This window comes from ANME-2 cluster archaeon (assembly GCA_014237145.1).
Classification (GTDB): domain Archaea; phylum Halobacteriota; class Methanosarcinia; order Methanosarcinales; family Methanocomedenaceae; genus Methanocomedens_A.
On the sequence record JAAXOC010000041.1, the window covers coordinates 1 to 21,446 of the forward strand.

General features: G+C 43.9%; 23 protein-coding genes and 2 tRNA genes. 20 read left to right on the forward strand and 5 right to left on the reverse strand.

Features of this window, described 5'->3' with window-relative positions; all coding sequences use genetic code 11:
• Both HF974_05525 and HF974_05530 read right to left on the reverse strand, forming a co-directional pair.
• Positions 1–306 (reverse strand): hypothetical protein (locus HF974_05525; protein ID MBC2697799.1); only part of this gene is annotated, 306 nt, incomplete at its 3' end.
• A gap of 86 nt (positions 307–392) precedes the next feature.
• Positions 393–830, reverse strand: coding sequence for a hypothetical protein (locus tag HF974_05530; protein ID MBC2697800.1), 438 nt, complete (start codon positions 828–830; stop codon positions 393–395).
• 318 nt (positions 831–1,148) lie between these two features.
• Between HF974_05530 and HF974_05535 the strand changes: the two genes are divergently transcribed.
• The 11 genes from HF974_05535 to HF974_05585 all read left to right on the forward strand — a co-directional run bounded on the left by HF974_05535 (position 1,149) and on the right by HF974_05585 (position 8,910).
• The gene (locus HF974_05535) at positions 1,149–3,071 is read left to right on the forward strand and encodes a threonine--tRNA ligase (GenBank protein ID MBC2697801.1); all 1,923 of its coding nucleotides are present in this window, start codon (positions 1,149–1,151) and stop codon (positions 3,069–3,071) included.
• 60 nt (positions 3,072–3,131) lie between these two features.
• Positions 3,132–3,206 (forward strand) — tRNA-Pro (locus tag HF974_05540).
• Between the two features lie 193 nt (positions 3,207–3,399).
• Positions 3,400–3,921, forward strand: a complete 522-nt coding sequence (locus HF974_05545; protein MBC2697802.1) for a 50S ribosomal protein L16 — start codon at positions 3,400–3,402, stop codon at positions 3,919–3,921.
• A 39-nt stretch (positions 3,922–3,960) separates the two neighbouring features.
• Positions 3,961–4,572 carry a translation initiation factor IF-2 subunit beta gene (locus HF974_05550; protein ID MBC2697803.1) on the forward strand — a complete coding sequence of 204 codons (612 nt, stop codon included), beginning with the start codon at positions 3,961–3,963 and terminating at the stop codon, positions 4,570–4,572.
• A gap of 150 nt (positions 4,573–4,722) precedes the next feature.
• Positions 4,723–4,911 (forward strand) — tRNA-Trp (locus HF974_05555).
• 299 nt (positions 4,912–5,210) lie between these two features.
• Positions 5,211–5,375, forward strand: a complete 165-nt coding sequence (locus HF974_05560; protein ID MBC2697804.1) for a hypothetical protein — start codon at positions 5,211–5,213, stop codon at positions 5,373–5,375.
• 54 nt (positions 5,376–5,429) lie between these two features.
• Entirely contained in the window at positions 5,430–6,545 is a 1,116-nt protein-coding gene (locus HF974_05565) for an AAA family ATPase (GenBank protein MBC2697805.1), read from the forward strand.
• A gap of 5 nt (positions 6,546–6,550) precedes the next feature.
• On the forward strand, positions 6,551–7,144 hold the full coding sequence (locus tag HF974_05570; GenBank protein ID MBC2697806.1) for a methyltransferase: 594 nt from the start codon (positions 6,551–6,553) through the stop codon (positions 7,142–7,144).
• 249 nt (positions 7,145–7,393) lie between these two features.
• Positions 7,394–8,038 (forward strand): exosome complex RNA-binding protein Csl4, encoded by a 645-nt coding sequence (locus tag HF974_05575; GenBank protein ID MBC2697807.1) that lies wholly within the window; start codon positions 7,394–7,396, stop codon positions 8,036–8,038.
• An 11-nt stretch (positions 8,039–8,049) separates the two neighbouring features.
• Positions 8,050–8,328, forward strand: coding sequence for a DNA-directed RNA polymerase subunit L (locus HF974_05580; protein MBC2697808.1), 279 nt, complete (start codon positions 8,050–8,052; stop codon positions 8,326–8,328).
• A gap of 3 nt (positions 8,329–8,331) precedes the next feature.
• Positions 8,332–8,910 carry a DUF99 family protein gene (locus HF974_05585; protein MBC2697809.1) on the forward strand — a complete coding sequence of 193 codons (579 nt, stop codon included), beginning with the start codon at positions 8,332–8,334 and terminating at the stop codon, positions 8,908–8,910.
• A gap of 59 nt (positions 8,911–8,969) precedes the next feature.
• Here the strand turns inward: HF974_05585 and HF974_05590 are convergent, their stop codons facing one another.
• The 3 genes from HF974_05590 to HF974_05600 form a co-directional block, all read right to left on the reverse strand.
• Positions 8,970–9,662, reverse strand: a complete 693-nt coding sequence (locus tag HF974_05590; protein ID MBC2697810.1) for a diphthine--ammonia ligase — start codon at positions 9,660–9,662, stop codon at positions 8,970–8,972.
• A gap of 66 nt (positions 9,663–9,728) precedes the next feature.
• Complete coding sequence (locus HF974_05595; GenBank protein MBC2697811.1) at positions 9,729–10,226, reverse strand: NYN domain-containing protein; 498 nt, start codon at positions 10,224–10,226, stop codon at positions 9,729–9,731.
• A gap of 386 nt (positions 10,227–10,612) precedes the next feature.
• Positions 10,613–11,155 carry a metallophosphoesterase gene (locus HF974_05600; GenBank protein MBC2697812.1) on the reverse strand — a complete coding sequence of 181 codons (543 nt, stop codon included), beginning with the start codon at positions 11,153–11,155 and terminating at the stop codon, positions 10,613–10,615.
• A 332-nt stretch (positions 11,156–11,487) separates the two neighbouring features.
• Between HF974_05600 and HF974_05605 the strand changes: the two genes are divergently transcribed.
• The 9 genes from HF974_05605 (at position 11,488) to HF974_05645 (ending at position 21,445) form a co-directional block, all read left to right on the forward strand.
• The gene (locus HF974_05605; protein ID MBC2697813.1) at positions 11,488–11,988 is read left to right on the forward strand and encodes an HTH domain-containing protein; all 501 of its coding nucleotides are present in this window, start codon (positions 11,488–11,490) and stop codon (positions 11,986–11,988) included.
• Between the two features lie 321 nt (positions 11,989–12,309).
• The gene (gene nikR / locus HF974_05610) at positions 12,310–12,729 is read left to right on the forward strand and encodes a nickel-responsive transcriptional regulator NikR (GenBank protein ID MBC2697814.1); all 420 of its coding nucleotides are present in this window, start codon (positions 12,310–12,312) and stop codon (positions 12,727–12,729) included.
• Between the two features lie 587 nt (positions 12,730–13,316).
• Positions 13,317–14,063 (forward strand): hypothetical protein, encoded by a 747-nt coding sequence (locus HF974_05615; GenBank protein ID MBC2697815.1) that lies wholly within the window; start codon positions 13,317–13,319, stop codon positions 14,061–14,063.
• A gap of 368 nt (positions 14,064–14,431) precedes the next feature.
• Positions 14,432–15,679, forward strand: a complete 1,248-nt coding sequence (locus tag HF974_05620) for a DUF11 domain-containing protein (GenBank protein ID MBC2697816.1) — start codon at positions 14,432–14,434, stop codon at positions 15,677–15,679.
• A 35-nt stretch (positions 15,680–15,714) separates the two neighbouring features.
• On the forward strand, positions 15,715–16,818 hold the full coding sequence (locus HF974_05625; protein ID MBC2697817.1) for a cell division protein FtsZ: 1,104 nt from the start codon (positions 15,715–15,717) through the stop codon (positions 16,816–16,818).
• 208 nt (positions 16,819–17,026) lie between these two features.
• Positions 17,027–17,536, forward strand: coding sequence for an ArsR family transcriptional regulator (locus HF974_05630; GenBank protein ID MBC2697818.1), 510 nt, complete (start codon positions 17,027–17,029; stop codon positions 17,534–17,536).
• Positions 17,533–18,318 (forward strand): winged helix-turn-helix transcriptional regulator, encoded by a 786-nt coding sequence (locus tag HF974_05635; protein ID MBC2697819.1) that lies wholly within the window; start codon positions 17,533–17,535, stop codon positions 18,316–18,318. Before HF974_05630 ends, HF974_05635 begins: the two co-directional genes overlap by 4 nt.
• A gap of 14 nt (positions 18,319–18,332) precedes the next feature.
• Positions 18,333–20,807 (forward strand): DEAD/DEAH box helicase, encoded by a 2,475-nt coding sequence (locus tag HF974_05640; GenBank protein MBC2697820.1) that lies wholly within the window; start codon positions 18,333–18,335, stop codon positions 20,805–20,807.
• A gap of 227 nt (positions 20,808–21,034) precedes the next feature.
• The gene (locus tag HF974_05645; protein ID MBC2697821.1) at positions 21,035–21,445 is read left to right on the forward strand and encodes a (Fe-S)-binding protein; all 411 of its coding nucleotides are present in this window, start codon (positions 21,035–21,037) and stop codon (positions 21,443–21,445) included.
• Position 21,446 lies beyond the last annotated feature (1 nt).

Sequence of the window (21,446 nt, forward strand, 5' to 3'; positions counted from 1 at the left end):
ACCTAACGGTCGTTTCTTCTTTTTACCAGGCTTCTCAATAAAGATTCTTTTCAAGGGCTTTGCTTTATACTTCTTATCGGATAGTTCAAGAGCAGCGTTCATCTTGGAGTTCGGTGTTGTCCACTTTTTGCCATCAATTCCAGCTGTTCTTTTTCCCTTATTCTGAGTTACACGCTTTACTGCTAACAATTTCGCATAAAACGAATGAGTTAGCAGGTATCTTAATCTATTGACCAAATTCCATTTTACTTGCTTAACTGCTTTTGCAATTCTGGTTTGCAGCCTGTTAACATGTTCTTTGACCATTTTCTAATCGATATCAATCCTTTTGGGTTTTGGTTGGTTGTCTGCACGTCTCTCGCCTTTTGAGGGCGTAATTGATTTACTTACATTCACAGGTTTTGCCTCCTTTCATGCAATGAGATACCACTCGATAAGTTAGCACCATTTCTAGTTAAGGTAAATTCTGAACCTCTATTCGACCTATTACAGATCGACATTCGCTTTTTATCGATTCCTTTACCCACTATACCATCGTTTGCCCTCACGGGATCCCTACCCGGATTTTCCGGGAGCATATTGGGCTTACCAAGTTCTATGTCACAGATAATTGTGAACGCCTTAGAAGCCATCTGTAAGCCGGAAACCGTCTGTCCATTCCCTATAACGTCCCAGCAGCCGTTATAGTCTGATTTCGTACCTTTTGGTTTAAGCGTAAAAATCCGCTTTCGCTTATCCTGCGTTACGACTCTTTCGATGGTTCGCATTACACTCTTCATAGCGTTCTTATCCTGGCAGTTGATCCGAATCGGATTTTCTGATTTTTCCACGTTGTTCCGCGGGCTTACTACGTGGGCGTTACCATCCACGCATTCCGCGGTAGGATTACCCCGAATGAAAGGGGTAGCTGGTTAGGCAATCTGTGATATAACTTCTTGTCGTCAGACCAAGTGCACAGAGCATTGTTACCATTCTCTATGTACCTCTTTACCCTCTGTTATTCGTAATGATTTGAACACAGCATCATGCGCCATAAATCCAATAAACTGTCACATCAATTACACACCAAAATATACATACACATCATTCAAACAAAATCCTTATCTAATCTAAGCATTATCAATTACCAAAACAATGGTGACAATAATATGCAGATACTACTCATTCATTCAGACCATATCGAATACCATGTTAAGAAAAAGACCCCGGTAGCAGAAACGATAGATGAAAATATGCACCATGGCAGCATGGACGAAGCACTGACCGTCTTTATCGCTGTGGAAAAAGCAGATGAAACCGACCCGGAAAAGGCAGTTGCCGCTTCAATTGATGAAATAAAGAAAGTAGCAGGCCAGGTCAAAGCGGAGAATATCATGCTCTACCCCTATGCCCACCTGAGCAGTTCCCTGTCATCACCCAAGGTGGCAGTACAGGTCCTGAAAGATATGGAAAATGCACTGAAAGGTGAATATAATGTCAAGCGGGCACCTTTCGGGTTCTACAAGGCATTCGAGATAAAATGTAAAGGCCACCCACTGTCAGAACTTTCCAGGACCATCCGGGTAGATGGCGAAGCGACACCGGACGGTGCCGCATCCGCAGTATCCACAGCACCTGCATCCAGGAAGGAAGAAGTAATAAGCGAGGCCATCAAGGCAGAAGAAAAGGCCAAGTCCTACTGGCACATCCTGACCCCGGACGGAGAGCTGCATTCATTTGATGATTTTGATTTTACAGGACACGATAACCTGCGCAAGTTCAAAGACTACGAAGTGTCCAAGAGCAGGGCAGTGGACCGCACACCGCCTCATGTGGAACTGATGCGGCGTCTTGAGATTGCGGATTATGAGCCAGGCAGCGACAGCGGAAACATGCGGTTCTATCCAAAGGGACGGCTTATAAAGAGCCTTCTGGAAACCTATGTGTTGGACCGCACGGCAGCCATGGGTGCCATGGAAGTGGAAACTCCGCTCATGTACGACATGAACCATCCCACGCTAAAGAAATACCTGGACCGATTCCCTGCACGCCAGTACTCGATCGAAGCCGACAAGAAGAGCCTCTTTTTGCGTTTTGCAGCATGTTTCGGCCAGTTCCTGATGAACCATGACATGACCATCTCTTACCGCGATCTGCCCTTAAAGATGATCGAGATGACTCGGTACAGTTTTCGCAAGGAGCAGAGCGGCGAAGTGGTTGGGCTACGGCGACTGCGGGCCTTTACCATGCCTGATATGCATACGCTGGCGGCTGATATGGAGCAGGCCATCATGGAGTTCGGCGAGCAGTATAATATGTGTATGAGCGTGCTGGACACCATGGGGCTGGATCTGGAGGACTATGAGGTTGCGATACGGTTTACCAGGGACTTCTATGAGGAGAATAAGGAGTTCATTACCGAACTTGCCCGTGTGGTTGACAAGCCCGTGCTTGTGGAGATGTGGGATGAGAGGTTCTTTTATTTCGTGCTGAAGTTCGAGTTCAATTTCATCGATGCCCTGGACAAGGCCAGTGCCCTGTCCACTGTGCAGATAGATGTGGAAAATGCAGAGAGGTATGACATTAATTATATCGACCGTCAGGGTGAGGCACAACGGCCTACTATCCTACACTGCTCGCCAAGCGGTGCAATCGAGCGTATTATCTACGGCCTGCTTGAGAAGCAGTATATGCGGACACAGGCGGGCAGGGTGCCTATACTGCCGATATGGCTGTCTCCGACCCAGGTCAGGGTAATTCCAGTGACTGAGCGGCATATGGATGCGGCCTTGGAAGTGGAGCAAATGCTGGGTTGCAGGGTGGATATTGATGACAGGGCCGAGACTGTGGGTAAAAAGATACGGGATGCAGGTATGGAATGGATTCCGTATGTTGTCGTGCTGGGTGATGAGGAATTTGCATCAGGCGACCTTAGTGTGACTGTCCGTTCTGAGAGCCAGCCTAAAAAGCCCAAGCAGGTGAAGATGAAGGCATGGGACCTGTCTGTTAGGGTGCAGGCCGAGATTGCGGGGTTGCCGTATAAGGGTCTGGCACTACCGGTATACTTGTCAATGAGGTCCAAGTTTTTGTAGATGGAAAGGCTTTTAATTGATTAACGAGTACAAAAGGCAACACAACTCAGGTTTTATTGCGGGACAGTAGGGTAGCCTGGCCGATCCTCGAGCGTTTGGGGCGCTTGGACTGCGGTTCGAATCCGCGCTGTCCCACTTGATATTTTTCTGTCTGCTATTTGGGGAATGTGCCGTGAATAAGCAAGGTAGTTGCAGAAACAGTATTTACCAAATTGCATGCACCAAAAGCTTATAAGTTGTAAGGTGGTTAAGAAAAGAACCGATAACCGTTATCATATATTACGAGAAATTTTCGTAATTCACAATTTCAATCGGAGGATTATCATCAATGGGAAAAAGACCAGCTAAGACGTTCAGGAATTATAATAGCAGGAGAGCATACACCCGCAGGAAATACATGGGCGGAGTGCCGGGTAGCAAAATCGTACATTACGATATGGGTAATGTAAAAGGTGATTTCCCCATAAAAGTTTCCCTGGTGGCAAAGGAAGCATGCCAGATAAGGGATTCCGCACTGGAAGCGGGTAGGATCACGGCCAACAGGCTGCTTGTTAAGAACCTGGGTGTGCAGAACTTCCATGTTAAGCTAAGAGTACACCCATATCAGGTAATAAGGGAAAACAAACAGGCAACCGGTGCCGGAGCTGACAGGGTCAGCCAGGGTATGCGCCAAGCATTTGGAAAGGCAACAGGAATTGCCGCCAGGGTAAGGGCAGGACAGAAGGTCTTTACCATATCTGTAGACAAGGAAGGTTTTCCGATAGCAAAGGATGCTCTAAGACGCTGCGGCCATAAACTTTCCACACCTGTGAGTATTGTGGTGGATGAAGGGCAGAAACTTATCAACTGATTCGTTATTTTATCAGAAGCAAAATTAGAAGTGGTAAATATGGGAGAATATGAAGCTTATTTGGACAGGGCATACGAGAAACTACCCGATATCATAACCACTGATGAACGGTTCGTAATTCCCGAACCCAGGATATTCTCAGAAGGTAAAGCTACCGTACTTGAGAACTTTGGCCAGATAGCTGATGTCCTGAACAGGGACCCTGACCACTTGATGAAAGCCCTTACAAGGGAACTGGGAACGGCAGGTAAGATTGACGGACAACATGCAGTATTCCAGGGTAAGTTCATGGCAGATGCAATTTCCGAACAGATTAATTCTTATGTTGAAGAGTATGTTAAATGCTCAGAATGCGGCCGGCCCGACACCAAACTGGTCAAAGCCGAACGTGTCCTGATGCTTCAGTGTGATGCATGCGGGGCTCACCGACCTGTCAGGAAAAGAAGGGCAAGGGTCGAAGCTAAGAGGGATGCTCTTGAAGAAGGCGAGGAATATGAGTTCAAGATAGAGAGCGTGGGTTCCAAGGGCGATGGTGTGGCAAAGGTGGATAAGTATATCGTATATGTTGCAGGGGCATCCAAAAAGGAGATCGTCAGGGCAAAGGTCAAACGTATTTCCGGTACTGTGGTATTTGCCGAACCTGTAAGGTAGCATTATACCTCTACTCAGGCCAGTAGCGGGCCGCACACGTATGAAGCCTCGGGCTCCATACGTGGACTAATCTACTCAGACCAGTAGCAGGCCTGTGACGTATGGTGCTTTCGGCACTATACGTCGAAAATATATGCTAATACATACAAAGGGGCTGTGGCCTAGTCAGGAATGGCGACGGGCTCCAGCGGATAAAATGATGAGCAACGGGTCTACTGAGACCAGCCCGACGGGGTCGGTCAGTGAGGAGCCGTTGGAGCACTGATTTGGTGTTCTCCTTGAATTCTTCAAGGGTTCGGAGAGACCCGTCGATCGTGAGTTCAAATCTCACCAGCCCCATCCTTTTTATTTTTTTACAAATAAGAACTGCTGCTATAGCCATGATTCCCAGCAAGAATATGCAGCAGATTTACATCGCGCATATCTTGCATCTACTCGTCGAACCCAAGCAGCCATTTCCAGATAGAAATAAACGTTATCCCGTCTTCGAATTTATCAACATTCCTTGTAAGCAGGATTGTTCGTTCATGCACATACCCCACATCCCCTATGCCCCACTACCATTTACACATTAAGGCATTGTTCTTTAATTTCAGACAAGTATAAATATATAAACACATAGCGCCATCAATTATAACATGAAATCAGGTGTTCGCGATATTATCATCATAGTGCTTTCAATTGTACTGGCGATAGTTATTGGGCCATATATCGTGAAACTGGTTGGTGAGGTCATCAGGATAGTGGTTATAATCGCGCTGGCGTACATACTTTTCATTGTTTTGAAACAATTGACAAAATAATACTGGGATAGATTTAATAACAGCCCGACCAATTGGAAAATCGAGGAATAAAACTTGCGTTCAATCCAGCGTGTAAATAAGAAAACCAGTACTATGTCCCACAAAGAACGTGTGGAAGACGGGGCACGGTACGTAGTGTTAAAACCGGCCGGATACCCGTTACGAAGTCAGCTTCATGAATATCCCGAGATGTCTGAAACCAATGTTTTCGAGTTTTATGCCCGTGAGCAGTGGAGTGGTATAGTGGTAGAGTCAGGTGAATATCTATTTGACCGCAGGATGTTCCCTGATTTTGCGTTCAAGGTAATAGATGTAGTACCCGAAGGTAGTGTTATAAGCAACTCTACTATGTTTGTAATTGATGAAATCAAGACAGAAGAGTTAGTGCCCGAGATATTCAGCGAAATGAATTTCAAAGATGTGATCGGCCAGGAGGGGGCCAAACGTAAGTGCAGGCTTATAATGAAGTTCCTTGACGATCCTGATGGTTTTGGCAACTGGGCTCCCAGGAATGTACTCTTCTACGGCCCCTCAGGAACAGGCAAGACCATGCTTGCAAAAGCACTGGCAAATGAATCCGAAGTACCCATCATTCCAATAAAGGCCACGCAACTTATCGGTGAGTTCGTGGGTGACGGTGCCAGGCAACTGCACTCACTATATGACAGAGCCGAAGAACTGGGACCTTGCATAATTTTCATTGATGAACTGGATGCCATTGCCCTGGACAGGCGTTTCCAGGAGTTAAGGGGTGATGTGATAGAGATCGTCAATGCACTGCTTACAGAGATGGATGGCGTGGAAAAGCGGGAAGGAGTATGCACTATAGCTGCCACAAACAGGGTAGAGACCCTGGATACTGCCGTAAGGAGCCGCTTCGAGGAGGAGATAGAGTTCATCATGCCGGATAAGGATGAAAGGCTGGCCATACTCAATTCTAATATATCAACCTTCCCTATTGCACTGGAAAGTGATGTAAATATCACGTTGCTTGCCGAACGGACCCATGGTATGTCGGCCCGTGACCTTGTCGAAAAAGTGTTGAAGACCGCCCTTCATGCCGCCATTATCGAGGACAGCCAGGTAACGAACCAGCAACTTGACGATGCTATCAAGAGAGTAGAGGGTTCAAGTATTTTCAAGAACTCTGATGAAGGAATGTTCAGATAGGGCAGATGAAACAAAGACAACTGGAGATACTTTTAGAACAGGTGGCAGTCTTTGAGTCACCATCACCGTCCCTTGAACAGTACACTACTCCGGCAGGTATTGCTGCCGAACTCCTGTATTTTGCCTTGATGAGGGGTGACCTTGTGGATACTGTTTATGACCTTGGATGCGGGACCGGTATCCTGGCTATTGGTGCAGCCCTGGTGGATGCACCCAATGTTGTTGGATTTGATGTAGACATTAATGCATTAATAACGGCCAGGCAAAGTGCAAAAAAGCTGAGCGTGGATGTAGAGTTCGTATGCTCCAGTATCCAGGATGTGCCTGGCAGGGTCCATACTGTGATCATGAACCCTCCTTTTGGTGCACAGGTAAGGGGGAATGACAGACCATTTTTAGTTCGGGCGCTTGAAGTGGCGGATGTGATATATTCCATCCACAATGAAGGAAGTTATGAGTTCATCAAAAAGTTCATAAGTCCTGCGGTCATTGCAGACCGATATAAAGTCGGTTTTCCTTTAAAACGAACTTTTAAGTTCCACAAAAAGGATATTGAAGTTGTTAATGTAGAAATATACCGTATAGAAAACCGATCCTGATTGGAAGACAATTACCCAGCTAACCTTTATTGAAAATAAGATTGGTCAAGGATGTCTGGACATCAAAATCACATAAGAGGGATTATTATTAGAATTAAGAGGAAAAAGTCAGTATCACGCAGGAAATTGGGAACAACTACTACTGCGGTAGATATGGATGTACAGGAAGAGGTTTCCAGTGAAGAGGAAGAAAAAATTGAAGAAGTGAAAACGGTAGAAGAAGTAGAAAAGATGGAAGAGGTAGAAAAGATGGAAGAAGAATCCATTGAGGTCACTGAAAATCCGAAAATTCCAGTGAAACCTGCAGAGGTGCAGGAAACCAGGGAGTTCGTACTACCGGGGGATATGATCGGGACAGCAGAGGAATTCATTTCCAATAATAATACTTTCAAATATGGTGGGAATATATATTCTTCGGCCACAGGCCAGGTCAACATCAACAACAAAACCCGTGCCATTTCAGTGGTTCCAAAGACTGATATACCGCCCATGATAAAAAATGGTGACATGGTCATAGGTCGCGTGAATGACCTCAGGAGTTCGGTGGCCCTTGTTGAGATTGCCATGATAGAAGGCAAAGGCGAAAGGGAAATTGTTAATAATCAGCCCGCAGTCATACATGTATCTAATGTAAAGGACAGTTATGTTAAGTCGCTGGACTACGAGTTCAGCCCCTTTGATCTCGTCAGGGCAAAGGTAATTGACGTGAAGTCCATGAGGCTGAGCACATCCGGTAACAATTTAGGTGTGATCAAGGCGTACTGCAGCAAGTGTAATGTTAGCATGGAAAAACAGTCAAATAACGGTAATAGGAGTAGTAAGTTGAAATGTCCTGTCTGCGGGAATATTGAATCGAGAAAGCTGGCTGCGAATTATGGCAATTTTTCTACATGAGGGGATGAAAAATGAAACTTAAAGTTATTGATAAAACCGATACTGAGATCAGGATTGAGATCGGGGACGAAAGTCATACATTACTGAACAGTTTGAAGACACTACTGCTGAGTGACCATAGGGTGGAACTGGCAACTTATCATATTGAACATCCTACCATCACCGAACCTATCTTGTATGTAAAAACAAAGGATGTGGACCCTATCGTTGCCATTAAAGAGGCATCCGACAGGCTTGTTGAGGTCTTCGAAGAGTTCAAGAACGTTTTTAACAATAAAGCCAGCATGTAGACCATGCATATCAAGCCCGAGATAAGGATTCTTGGTATTGACGATTCATCACTGCATACCAACCGGGTGATGATCGTTGGTGCTGTGTTCAGGGGGGGCGAGTGGCTGGACGGTGTGCTGCGCTCCCATATCACCAAAGACGGCACTGATGCTACTGATACTATAATCAGTATGGTGACAAATAGCAAGCATTTCGGGCAGGTAAGGGTGCTGATGCTGGATGGCATCACCTATGCAGGTTTTAATGTTGTTGATATTACGGTAGTATTTGAAAAAACCGGTATTCCAGTTATCGTGGTGATGCGTGACTATCCTGACCTTGACCGCATCTGGGCTGCCCTGGAGCACTTGCACGACCCCGGGCCCAGGTGGAAGGTTATAAAACGGGCGGGCGAGATACATAAGGTTGTGACCCACGATGGTGAAAAACCGGTCTATTTGCAGCACTGTGGAATAGAGCTGGAGGATGCCAGGGAGATCGTGCGGATGTCCTCTACTCACAGCAATATCCCCGAACCCCTGCGGGCGGCGCATCTTATTGCCACTGGTATCGTGTGCGGGGAATCTACAGGTAAGGCGTGAAACCGTGAGTTTAACATCGTGAGTCTGGCATCATAAGCTTGACATCGTGAGCCTGACATTTATTTTTCTTCCACTTCAAATTGTGAGACATCCAGGAACCAGTATCCGTCTTCCAATATCTTTTCGCTTTCCACGATCTTCAATCTATGCTTGAATAGCGGACCGTCAATGACAAATGTATGGAACTCACCGTCCTCGCCGCATGGGTCAATGGCACTGTTGTACCTGCGAAGGTCTCTTGTAAATTTGTGGTCTATGGGGCGTCCCAGCCACTCTTTGCTAAGCAGACCGGCTTTCACACTTACTATTATGGTTTTAAACCCGGCATCCACCAGGTCTGATATGATCTGCTCAGAATCACGCATCCACAGCGGCATTATTAGCTTTACACCCAGGTCATTGCATATTCTGTCCACAAGGTTGTTATGGGTCTGGATATGGCCGAACACTGCGCCTTCTATTGCCGCATTGTTGTCGTTCAATTCCTGTATAACATTCTTGAATTCCTTTTCGTAGGATACAAAGTCGGTCAGTATTGAAGGGATTCCAGTGGCTTGCATCTGGGCAGACAGGAGTTTAGGATTGATGGTATGGGAGCCTTTCTTTTTTGTGTCCCTGAAATTCAGGAGATGAGTTACATTGAAACCGTCTGACATGGCCTGGTAGCATGAAAGGCAGCCGTCTTTACCGCCTGTCCATGAAACCACGACGTTTGCTTTTGGTTTGGGTTCCAAGGTGGTTATGGAATTCATTTTAGAAGTATGATCGATATTTAAAAAAGGTTACTGATCAATAAGAACCGGATAAAATAAATCCTTTTAGTCATATATCAGCATTTGATCAGTTACTTCAAAATATTTATCAGCAGCTGAGATCAACTCAGGTCTTGTATTTTCAATAAATGATACGATTTCGACTTTCACGCCTTTGGATTGAAGTGCATAGACAAGTGGTACAAAGTCACTATCGCCTGTTAAGATTACCATAACATCTACTTTATCGGCAAGCGAAAAAGCATCGATTGCAATTTGCATATCCCAGTCTGCTTTGATGGAACCGTCAGGAAGTCTTCTGGGTGTTTTGGATTTTACTTCAAAACCAAGATTTTCCATAAATTGAACAAATTTTGACTGGTCTATTCCTTCGGGCGAGACGTTGTATATGATTGCCCTGGTAATTTCCCTTGACACCATTGAATCTATGACTACACTATAGTCCGGCTTTGCGCCCCTTGCTTTTGCTGATAAGTATATGTTCTGTCCATCGATGAGGATGGCTGTTCTTTGTTTGAATTTGCTTTCATCTCTTTGATACATAGGAATGCCTGAGTTGTTTATATTTCCCAGACTAATTTATACTTTCTGTATCGATTTTATATTCATTCTGGCACAATTTCAAAATCCAGTTATTTCAACAGTCAAACGTTGCGATGGCACACCCAACCGCAGCAGAGCTGCGGGGTATAACGAATGAGATTATATTAGACGCAGATTTACGCTGATTAACGCAGATGCAACCTTAAATCAGCGTAAATCTGCGTGAATCAGCGTCTTGAAAATAACTGGGAAATGGGACCGTGTCATTCATTCTATAAAGCAAGTATTGGATAATAACGAGCCTGTATGTGATAAGGACATTTGTGTAAGTAGTGAGAACTGCAGAACAATGAATGGCACTTTTCAATTGTGGATATGATTGAAAATCAATTCCTCCCAAGCGACCGTGCAAATTCTGTACTACCACAAACCTTCCCCTGGAAATTAACAATGGCAGCCGACACTTCCCCATCCTCAATCATCAGCTCGGCCGCACTGGGCTCGGACTGTCTTGGCGAAGTGGGGCTGCCCGGGCACAATAGAGTGATGTCCCCGCTTTTGTGCAGCCTGGGCCTGTGGATGTGCCCGAAGATCAGCAGGTCAACCTCTAATTCCCTGGCAAGATAGCCCAGTCCTGTCATATCAACTACTGAGAGCTGGCCCCGGTGTGTCACACCAATACGGATGCCTTCAGCCTCGAAGGTGGTATGCTCTGGCAGCATATGCCTGATTTCCCGGGAGTCTGTGTTACCTGCCACACCCACCAGATTATTGATATCCTGCAATTCATTATAACACTGGAGGGACACGAAATCCCCTGCGTGGACTATCATATCGGAAGAAGCTAGCATATCCAGTAGGGGACGGGGCAGTATTTCGATGGGCTGACCTGGTCTTAAATGTGTGTCTGAGATAACAGTTATTTTCATGAATGGATAATTCACATGCAATTTGATAATACTTACCACTGGAAAATATCAACCGAACAGGGGTATGAACAGGGGTTTGTAATACCTGTATCAGGATAGCCCAACTTTTTGTAATCTGGTCATTTAAAGAAAAAATGCAATAATTTTTTATATTATGGCATTATTATATGACGATAGTAACACAATATTTAATATATATATTACTAATTGCTATTACTATATGGATGGATAATAACATGAAAGAAGATGTAAAGGAAAGTTCTGAAAGCAAATAATGACAAGGCATTTAGGCCAGTAACAATTCCAATTGTATAATTTTTTTAGGTGATAACATGAATCTGTCTCTAACCCAGGAAAAAATATTGTCAAATTTAATATACCTCTATAATAAGAACGATAGGCCACTTCAGGCATCAGAAGTTGCACAAACCACAGGTCTAAATGTTGGAACAATCAGAAATCATATGCAAATCCTGAAAATGTTAAAAATGATTAAAGGGATAACCGGCCCCAAGGGTGGCTATATTCCGATCGCGAAAGCATTTGAAAGATTTTCATCGAACAATAAATCAAATCTCACTATGCACCTGAATAAAGCAAAATTAGAAGATGTTACAATCTGTGAGATCAGGTTAAATCCCCAAGACAATTCCACTTATTCAGGTTCGATAAAAATAATTGGAAATATGGAAAATTTCAATGTAGGGGATACCGTTACTATTCAAACACCGACCAATAATAACACTATGATCAAAGGAATCATTACTGGGAGAGATTTTAACACCAACACATTATTTTCGTCACCTATTGAAATCCTGTCCGAAAAAATTTAAAAAAATTTCGGATAGTTAGGTCTGTCAAATCATTTTGTGTTATAAAATTCCCACGTGAAATGTTCACTGATCATACGAATTATCATACGAATTATCATACGAATTATCATACGAATTAATTTTACGTCCATCCACGGCTGGTTATTTGTTGAAGGATCAAATAGCTAATATGTACGGGTGCACACAGAGATGATATTATGTAACACGAATGCCAAACTTTATGACAGCCACAAAAAATAAAAACCTTAATTATATGTCATGTATGTATATAGAAACAAGAAGCAATTCTAATTAAAATAAACTGATGGAGATTATTTCAAAATGGAAACAGAATTATCAAGAATCGGAGTTTCTCTTCCGGATGTCTTGCTTGACAAGTTTGATGTTATAATAAATAACAGGGGATACTCTTCCCGGTCAGAAGGCATCAGGGATGCTATCAGGGGGTATATCAGGTATTATGACTGGATGAATGACATAGAAGGGGAACGAGCAGGCAACATAACCCTTGCATATAACCATAAACAGCGGGGCATAGAGGATTTACTTGCAAATATCCAGCATGAATTCACAGATATTATCCAGTCTACTATCCACATTCACCTGGATCATGACCACTGTATGGAAGTAATAATCCTGCAGGGCGAAGGAAAAAGAATGAAGGAAGTATACGAGAATCTGGTAAAAAACAAAGGTCTCCAGCACGTAAAACTAAACACTATTGTACCCTCGGAGATATAAGTTGTAAACTTGAAAAACTGTTAATGATACCGTCATTTCACGGTATCAGGTTTTTTAACATAGGAAAGTGTAGACTTTCCTGTAGCCTCATTAAATGTGAACGAAGTGAGCAATATCTTGACTCTGTAATTGTCAAAACCATTTGTGGGTTTATGGGGTGAGCCGTTTGGTACAGCCTTAACTGGAAAATGCGTGGAGCGATGACATAATGTGGAACCGGAAAAGCTGAAGAAAAAACTTGAACACTGGTCATAGCATAATATAAGTCATGCTGCAGGTTATAGGAAACAGGCAGATGAAGCAGGGAATATGGGCATGCATGACGTGAAGGATGAACTGTTATCCGCTGCAGAAGACTTGGATCGTGTAGGTTGTCATCTTAATAAGGCCATGTAGAAACTGTGAGACTGGGATTTCAGTATAAATTGGTTTTTCAGGTGGATTTATTGGTAGTTAGATAATTACTTTGAAAGGAGTTCAATGCGAAAAAAATTATGGGGACTACATACAGAAAAATTATATATCTTATATTCCAATCTCACTATACAACGAATGATAATATTTCAAATATATTAACAGGTGTTAATGTGGCAACAAAAAAGTTCTTAATTATATTGTTAATAGTTGTTGTATCATCATTCTGTGCCGGATGCCTGAAAGCACCGGATACAGATGGTGACGGGCATAGCGATCCAGTGGATGCCTTCCCGAAAGACCCGGGTGAATGGGAAGATTCTGACGGTGACGGTATCGGGGATAATACTGAAAAGAATGAAGGGACTGACCCCCTCAATTCTGATTCTGATGGGGATGGCTATATGGATAGTATTGACCTGGCCCCTCTGGATGCAAATGTAAGCATTGATAGTGATGGCGATAGTTATCCAGATTCAGCCGATGCTTTTCCTGAAGACCCTGAAGAATGGGCTGATACTGACGGTGATGGTTATGGAGATAACTCGGATATGTACCCGGAAGACCAAAAATACTATACCTCGGTTATCCGGACATTGACTGATTTTACTTATGAGGAACTAGAAAGCAGAACAATTTTTGAAAATGACCAGCAGGGCACGGAATATTCTTTAAGTCTTACCAATAATGATCATGATGGTGGGAATTTCACAATTACAGTAAATTCATGCAATGCTTACGACTGGACAAAAAGCGAATGTGAACCAGGTACCAGTATAAGCAACTCAACAGTTGCCTATTTAGGCCCGGGCGAGACAGGGGTTGTTAAGGTCAAGTTATTCTCGGAATTTATGGTACAGCGCAAAACCTTCATGCAGTGGTTCAATGTAACGCCGCCCGACGTGGAACAGCCCGGGTAAGTACTTTAATGTCAATTGATTCCAGCTTTAAAAGTTCCAGTTTAAGTCCAACCCCAGGGAATAGCTGCCAGGCTCATGTTTTGGGACTATGTGGTGATATAGGATGATTACAGGCACCCTATTAAACACAGGGGTATTTTGTAACTTATAACAGCATATACAATATAATTATATTAATAATTTGATATAATATAATGGAAAATTTAAATACATTTGATAAATAACATAGAGCAAGTAATATCTTGTAGGTAGATTGTACAACGCAAGTAAAGTCATAAAATATATATCATTTATGGTAGTTAATGAAAATGATTTACGAGATATGAAAACATTGGCCAGTTATTTACATTATCGAGAGGACATAAAAATTGAAAAGTAATCGAATAATAATTCATAGTCTGTTATTCTTATTTTTATTATTATTATCTGTGGGTGTCACAAGTGCTGATAGTATCTACGATGAAAAGATTTATGAAGGAGATGGCTACCAGATTAACAATTATTTTATTGAAGTATCAGATATTATGTTATTTGATGGCGATTTAATTCTGGAAGTAACAATTTATCAATTAAAACCTGATGGGTCTTATGAGGAATTAACTACTTCAACAACAGTAAGTGAGGAAAAACGGAGATTAAAATACCAGAGTGGTTCAGTTGAAATCACGGTAAATGAAAAGAACCTGACATCTCAATATACCATTATTGACATTACTACTGCAGGCATAGTAATAGAATATGAAACAGCCGTTGACGGAGGCGTCTCAAACGCCAATTACATCGGTAAACCCTCTTTAATACTTACTAAAGAAGTCGATAAATCCAATGTGGAGATAGGGGATATTATCAGGGTAACAATAAAAGCAAAGAATACTGGAAATGGTATAGCAAAACGTATCTCCATTGACTTGGGAATCACTCCCGGATTTACATTCAAATCCAACATTTATACTACCTATCCAACAGAACTTGGTATCGGTAGTTCGTTTACCCAGATGTTCATTTATGAGATACAGGCCGCAAACGGCGGTACATTTGCACTTAACCCGGCAACTGCTACATATTCTTCATCTGTGTTCGATGATAAATATTCGTCAACCTCTGACAGTCCATCGGTAACCGTAGCAGCAGAAGCTGTGGAAACCTCTGTACTTGACCTCAAAGTAATAGCAGATGAGACAAAACTAAAACGCGGGGATGTGATTACCTTTACAATTCATGTAGAAAACCAAAAAGACGTTCCCGCATCCACCATCCGCATAGAACCTATCATTCCCGGGAACATGACATATATTTCAGGTTCCGAGGACATCAATATTGTCAGTGAGAAGCCTGTCATCCAGGAAAGTGTCTATGGAGCCAGATATGAAAAGGACTACACGATCACATTAAAGGCTGATGAGATCGGATCCAACGAACTGATAGTAAAATTAACATATGATAACGGCACAGGTATTATGAGTAACAAAGAAATCTCATCAGGTACGTTCTATATAGAGGAAGGTGAATTTGATTACCTTGCAGAATATCCTCTTTACATATATTTAACGCCAGTCCTTATCGTAGTTGTCATTGCAGGGTGGTTATACTGGAGAAGAAATCAATTCAGGATGTAATAAACCGGGAATAAAGTAATTAAGGAGAATTAAAAATGTTAAATGTTCTAATTGTCGGGGTTGGACAATGCGGCAACCGGATACTGGACTCCATCAATAGGGAAGCTTTTGGTGGCAGAAAATTCTCAAAATATTATTCACGCCAGAAATTCCCATCCCGGGTTGAAACGATCGCTATCAATACGGCAATCAACGACTTAAAGGAAATGCGCAATACAAAGGCCAAGGATAGGATACATATCCCAAACCTGCACGGTTTAGGTGCCAACCGTCTTTTAGGTAAACAATGCTTTATTGACAATAAAGATATGGTTTTGAGAAATATCTCTGAAAGAGGTGATTTCGATATTGCTTTTGTTATTTCGTCATCTTCGGGCGGTACCGGATCTTCGTTCAGCCCTCCGCTGATAAAAGAATTGAAGAACAGGTATGATTTTCCAGTTTATTCCATTACGGTCCTACCCTTCCGTGAAGAGGGAACTATTTATCTACAGAACTCTGCTTTTTGTCTCAAGGAAATACGTGAAAGCGAAGCTGACGGCATTATACTGGCAGATAACCAGTTCCTGAAGAATGTCGGAGGCGATATACAGACCGCCTATGACGGTATTAATAAAATGGTGGCTGAAAGGGTGCTGTTTTTGCTTGAAGCCCTGGACAGTGAGATGATGATGGTTACAGACCTGGGTGACTTCAAGACTGTCATGTCCGGAGGAGCGGGATTTGCCACAATCGGATTTGCAAAAGGTGATAACAATACACCAGTAAAGACCGTGATTCACGATAGTCTATCCCCCAATGGTTTGTTGTTCTCATCTAATGTTTATGAAGAAGGAAGCAGGGCGATGATTATTCTTCGTGGGGACCGGAAGTACCTTAACATTGATGATATCTCAAGTGAGATCGACAAACTCTCATTACATATTGGTCACGTGTTCAAGGGTGTGATCATCCGCAATGGAGAGACTCCTAAAGTGCTTTCTGTGCTGACATTGGAAACCACTTCAGAACTTGAGAATCTATATACTCTCGCTGTGGAAGCTATTCACATGGAAAGGGATAAGCGGGATCGAATGGCCATCAGAAAGGAAGCTAATGCAACCTTCTCCAAGCTCGATGGATTGGAACCGCAATATTAAAATTATTATATCGATGGACAAAATAATTAATTTGTTTTTGTGGACCTGAACCAATATTACTTTTATTTATTATACAGGCTTTATATCTCTCACTTTGCGGTATAATCGTATGGTGAAATATACTTGAGTTACTCCGGTTCAAGTGGGGATTTACTTGAAAACATTTATCAAATTAGAAGACCATATAAGAAATAAGAGGTTATATTAAATGGGTAAACGAACTCGTATTATCAATGATCCCTCGGATCTTGTCCCACTCTTACGAACTTTCGGGTCGGATGCCCATAAGAAAGTTTTTGACATACTCCTTGCAGATTGGTATACTACGAAAGAAATTGAAGAACAGCTTTCAATTGAAGTGGATGAAAGTCTAAGTATTTTGAAAAAATGTGGATTGGTAGAGAGTAAGTGGCGTATGCCTGAACCAGGGAACAAACCTGAAAAAGAATTCCACACATCCTATTCAAAGATACAGGTAAATTTCCAGTGTTCCATTGAAGATTTGTCTGACCTGCTCATGATCACTTTCAGTCGTGATGATGAACTAAGGAATATGATGGAACATATTGAAACAGAGGTGATGAACGGCAACCAGTCCATGGCCGGGCTATCAAGGGCCATAGGTGCAAGCCCGTTGTATCTGAGAGGTGTGGCACGGCGTTCAGACAAACTCATCGTTAAAGGCCAGAGGATTGAATCTGTCGGTGCTACTGGATGATAGACCTGCTTCACAGTAAAAAAGAGAGTACTAAATTCCAGATACTTGTTGAAATAACAGCCCATCAGCCAAATGTACGCCAGAGGGAGATTGCCGAAAAAGTCGGAATAACTCCCCAGGCGGTTTCTGAATATATTAAAGAACTGACAGACGACGGGTTGATTTTTTCTGACGGCCGGGTACGTTATAAGGTCACAAAAAAAGGAATAGAATGGGTACTTGAGCGTACGGCTGAACTAAGGCGGTATGCCAACTATGTGATGGAAGATGTCATCAGCCATGTTTCGGTGTGGACTGCCATTGCAGAAGAGGATTACAAGGCTGGCCAGAAAGTATTTCTTGTGATGCGCAACGGACTTTTATATGCCAACATAAAAGAGCAGCACAGAGCTACCGGAATACTCATTTCAGATGCCACTGCCAGTGAGGATGTAGGTGTTACCGACCTACACGGGTTGATCGAACTTGAAGATGTGAATATCAAGGTATGCAAGGTCCCCAGAGTTGAGCGCGGTGGTTCAAGACAGGTGGACATGGACCTGCTGGTTGAACTGGTAAAGGACAGTAATTACATATGTGCCCTTGGAGTGGAATCCCTTATCGCATTACGTAAGGTGGGAAGGGACCCCAACGTTATGTTCGGGGCAAAGGAATCGGTAGTAGAAGCTGCATTCCACGGAGTATCCTCGGTTGTGGTGTCTGTAGATGAGGAGGTTCCCCCACTGTTAAACCGGCTCGAATCCGAAGGTTTGGCATATGAATTGTACGACTTGAGAAAATAGCTGTTTTTGATACAATGTCTCTTGTCATACTTATCAGGCCCATAAAGTCAGCCATTGAACTGCTGCCCCTGAAAAACGGCAGCAATACAGCCTCATTTATAGGCAACTTGGTATTAAGGCAAACCCCAAAAGGCCCACGTCCATTCAAGTTCAGGGTTATAGACGGTAAGACCGAAGACCGAAGACCTCCCACGCAAGCCGTGGAACTGCTCAGGATAGCTGACCTTATACTGGTTGCCGGGCACGGAGATGCTGCTGCTAAAAAGGAAATTATTGAAATGCTGGATGGCTACCAGCTCGGATATGAACAAGCGCAGGTTTGCCGCCTGTGCATTTCACAGGGACGATACACACCTGTGGATTTAGGGTCAGTGCGGTTCAGGGGCGAGTTGGTATGTGAGAACTGCGCTTTATCTGAACTTCACAGGGAAATACAGTTGTGCAGTAAAAGAATGGCTGAAGAAAGTATCGAAAGATTATTTGCACAACTGCTCAGGACCCGTGACCTGGACCGTATGCTGGTCTTGCTTGACCCTAAAAAAATGGACCGTGAACTGACATTATTTGATCGTGTCCGTGCCAGCGGCAGTGTTACCCTGGTCAAAGTACATGACATGAAACTGGACAAGCGGCTGAAAAGTATCCTGCCTAAAACACTGCTGCCGGTCCAGTCCATTTCGATTGGGTCCGGACTGCTTGACAGGAAGAACCAGCTTGTAGTATCAGCCACTGCCACTGGCAAGACACTCATCGGCGAGATAGGGGGAGTCAGCAACATTCTATCAGGCAGGGGAAAGATGCTCTTTTTGGTCCCGTTAGTGGCACTGGCCAACCAGAAATATGACCAGTTCACAAACAAATACTCACCACTCGGCCTGACAACAGCCCTGAAGGTCGGGCAAAGCCGCATTGGTAAGGGCAAGGGTAAGGGTAAACTGGGGAAAATGCGCACGTCCATTGATTCTGATATCATTGTGGGCACGTATGAGGGGATCGACCACCTGCTGAGGTCAGGCGGTGCAAAGAGGCTTGGTGATGTGGGTACTGTGGTCATGGACGAAGTGCACATGATAGAGGACCCTGAGAGGGGACCAAGGCTGGACGGCCTGATAGCAAGGCTCAGGCACCTGTATCCACAGTGCCAGTTCATCTACCTCTCGGCCACAGTCGGCAATCCCGGATGGCTTGCAGATGGCCTGGGGAGCGAGCTTGTCGAGTATGAGGAAAGACCTGTGCCACTCGAGCGTCACCTGATCTTTGGCGGGCCGTCTGAGAAACTACGGCTTATCAACCAGCTGGCAAAGGAGGAATATAACAGGAAGTCCTCCAAAGGTTTCAGGGGACAGACCATTGTATTTACAAATTCAAGGCGGAACTGCCACAAGTTATCGGATGCCCTGCAAATACGTGCGGCAGCTTACCATGGGGGGCTGCCGTACAGTGAACGGCGCAGGATAGAAGAAGGATTTGCCAACGGCAGGATACCTGTGGTTGTTACTACTGCAGCACTGGCAGCAGGTGTGGATTTTCCTGCATCCCAGGTGATATTCGAAGGGCTTACAATGGGTATCGAGTGGCTGAAACAGGGCGAGTTTTTGCAAATGCAGGGGCGAGCCGGCAGGCCGGACTATCATGACAGGGGCGTGGTTGTGGTCATGGCCGAACCTGATAAACGCTTAGGGCATGGTGAGAGTGAGGACCATGTGGCGTTTCGGTTGCTTAAGGGTGAAGTACCTCCGCTAACGGTGGGGGTGGATGAAGATGCAGGACTTGAGCAGGTGCTGGCATCTGCAATTATTTGGGGTGAGCGGGACATCATCAGGACAGTGGATTCCATGAGACTGGGTGGCACTGACACGGACCAACTTATAGGTGAATTGCTGGATAGGGGGTACTTGAAGGTCTCTGGACAACGTGTAAGTCCTACCCTGGCGGGACGTATAATGAGCACATATTTCATGAACCATGACCAGTTATCCATTATTAAGGATGGAATAAACTGGGGACTGGAAAGCGTAAATATCCTGGCAGGACTGGATGTGTTCGACCAGGCATTTTTTACAGGTGCCGACCGGATATCAGCCAGCTTGAATGTCCGCCTGCCTTCAAGGGTTTTCCAGGGCGGTGCAATGGAAATGGCATTATCAGGTGACAGCCTGGCAAAACTTGACAGTACGACTGCCCGCAAACTGATGAACTTTGCTGCTGATTTTTTAACCTGTACCTGTAAAGGTTCACCTTATTGCGGATGCCCTGAGCGTAAGTTCTCAAGCAAATTACTGGATATGCGGTGTGAAGGGATGAAGCCGGTTGATATGATCGATGCCTTGACGCAGCATTATGGAATATTTGCCTATCCTGCTGATGTGATTGAATATCTTGAAACATCTGCCCGGTACCTTGAAGCTATCCAGAAGCTTGCAAAAGGCCAGGGGAAGCTTGAAGTGGCAGAAGAGGTGGGTAAATTATTCAAATGTATTGTCGGGTAATGTGGAAATTATGAAATTTATCACAACAGAGCGCACAGAAGACGCAAAGAGTAGAATCAGTTACAAGCTATGTGTTTCTCTGCGTACTCTATGGTTAAATTATAGTTATCATGAGATCAAAGTATTAAGATATTAGTATAAAAACATTTGAGACTACAACATTATTTTTTTTCACCCAAAGCCTTATAGTACTCTTTTAACAAAACAGTAGTAAAGGGTGGTAGAAGTTGTCTGCAAGAATAAAAGTCGCTAATCCTAACAGGTGTATAGGTTGTTATAGCTGTATGCTGGCTTGCAGCCGGGTAAATGCAAAAACGGCATCGCTCATAGATAGTGCTATCGATATCAGGACATCAGGCGGTATCGAGAGCGGTCTTGAAATTATCGTTTGTCGCTCATGTATAGACCCGCCGTGTGCACGGGCATGCCCCACGGGTGCACTCACACCACGCAACGGTGGCGGTGTAATACTGGATAAGGACCTATGTGATTCGTGCATGACATGTGCCAGTGCCTGCCTGCCCCGAGCTATACATTTTGACAAGGCCGGCATGCCCGTTATCTGTACCCATTGTGGTGTATGTGCCAGGTTTTGCAGCCATGACGTACTTGAACTGAGAAAGACCGAGGTGCTATAAT

What these genes read in the sequence shown, in the direction of transcription:
- HF974_05640 (MBC2697820.1), top strand. Translation starts at nt 18,333, where the DNA reads ATGTCTCTTGTCATACTTATCAGGCCCATAAAGTCAGCCATTGAACTG.
- HF974_05575 (MBC2697807.1), top strand. Translation starts at nt 7,394, where the DNA reads ATGGAAGAAGAATCCATTGAGGTCACTGAAAATCCGAAAATTCCAGTG.
- HF974_05605 (MBC2697813.1), top strand. Translation starts at nt 11,488, where the DNA reads ATGAATCTGTCTCTAACCCAGGAAAAAATATTGTCAAATTTAATATAC.
- HF974_05585 (MBC2697809.1), top strand. Translation starts at nt 8,332, where the DNA reads ATGCATATCAAGCCCGAGATAAGGATTCTTGGTATTGACGATTCATCA.
- HF974_05580 (MBC2697808.1), top strand. Translation starts at nt 8,050, where the DNA reads ATGAAACTTAAAGTTATTGATAAAACCGATACTGAGATCAGGATTGAG.
- HF974_05545 (MBC2697802.1), top strand. Translation starts at nt 3,400, where the DNA reads ATGGGAAAAAGACCAGCTAAGACGTTCAGGAATTATAATAGCAGGAGA.
- HF974_05570 (MBC2697806.1), top strand. Translation starts at nt 6,551, where the DNA reads ATGAAACAAAGACAACTGGAGATACTTTTAGAACAGGTGGCAGTCTTT.
- HF974_05600 (MBC2697812.1), bottom strand. Translation starts at nt 11,155, where the DNA reads ATGAAAATAACTGTTATCTCAGACACACATTTAAGACCAGGTCAGCCC.
- HF974_05595 (MBC2697811.1), bottom strand. Translation starts at nt 10,226, where the DNA reads ATGTATCAAAGAGATGAAAGCAAATTCAAACAAAGAACAGCCATCCTC.
- HF974_05560 (MBC2697804.1), top strand. Translation starts at nt 5,211, where the DNA reads ATGAAATCAGGTGTTCGCGATATTATCATCATAGTGCTTTCAATTGTA.
- HF974_05550 (MBC2697803.1), top strand. Translation starts at nt 3,961, where the DNA reads ATGGGAGAATATGAAGCTTATTTGGACAGGGCATACGAGAAACTACCC.
- HF974_05625 (MBC2697817.1), top strand. Translation starts at nt 15,715, where the DNA reads ATGTTAAATGTTCTAATTGTCGGGGTTGGACAATGCGGCAACCGGATA.
- HF974_05635 (MBC2697819.1), top strand. Translation starts at nt 17,533, where the DNA reads ATGATAGACCTGCTTCACAGTAAAAAAGAGAGTACTAAATTCCAGATA.
- nikR (MBC2697814.1), top strand. Translation starts at nt 12,310, where the DNA reads ATGGAAACAGAATTATCAAGAATCGGAGTTTCTCTTCCGGATGTCTTG.
- HF974_05590 (MBC2697810.1), bottom strand. Translation starts at nt 9,662, where the DNA reads ATGAATTCCATAACCACCTTGGAACCCAAACCAAAAGCAAACGTCGTG.
- HF974_05535 (MBC2697801.1), top strand. Translation starts at nt 1,149, where the DNA reads ATGCAGATACTACTCATTCATTCAGACCATATCGAATACCATGTTAAG.
- HF974_05630 (MBC2697818.1), top strand. Translation starts at nt 17,027, where the DNA reads ATGGGTAAACGAACTCGTATTATCAATGATCCCTCGGATCTTGTCCCA.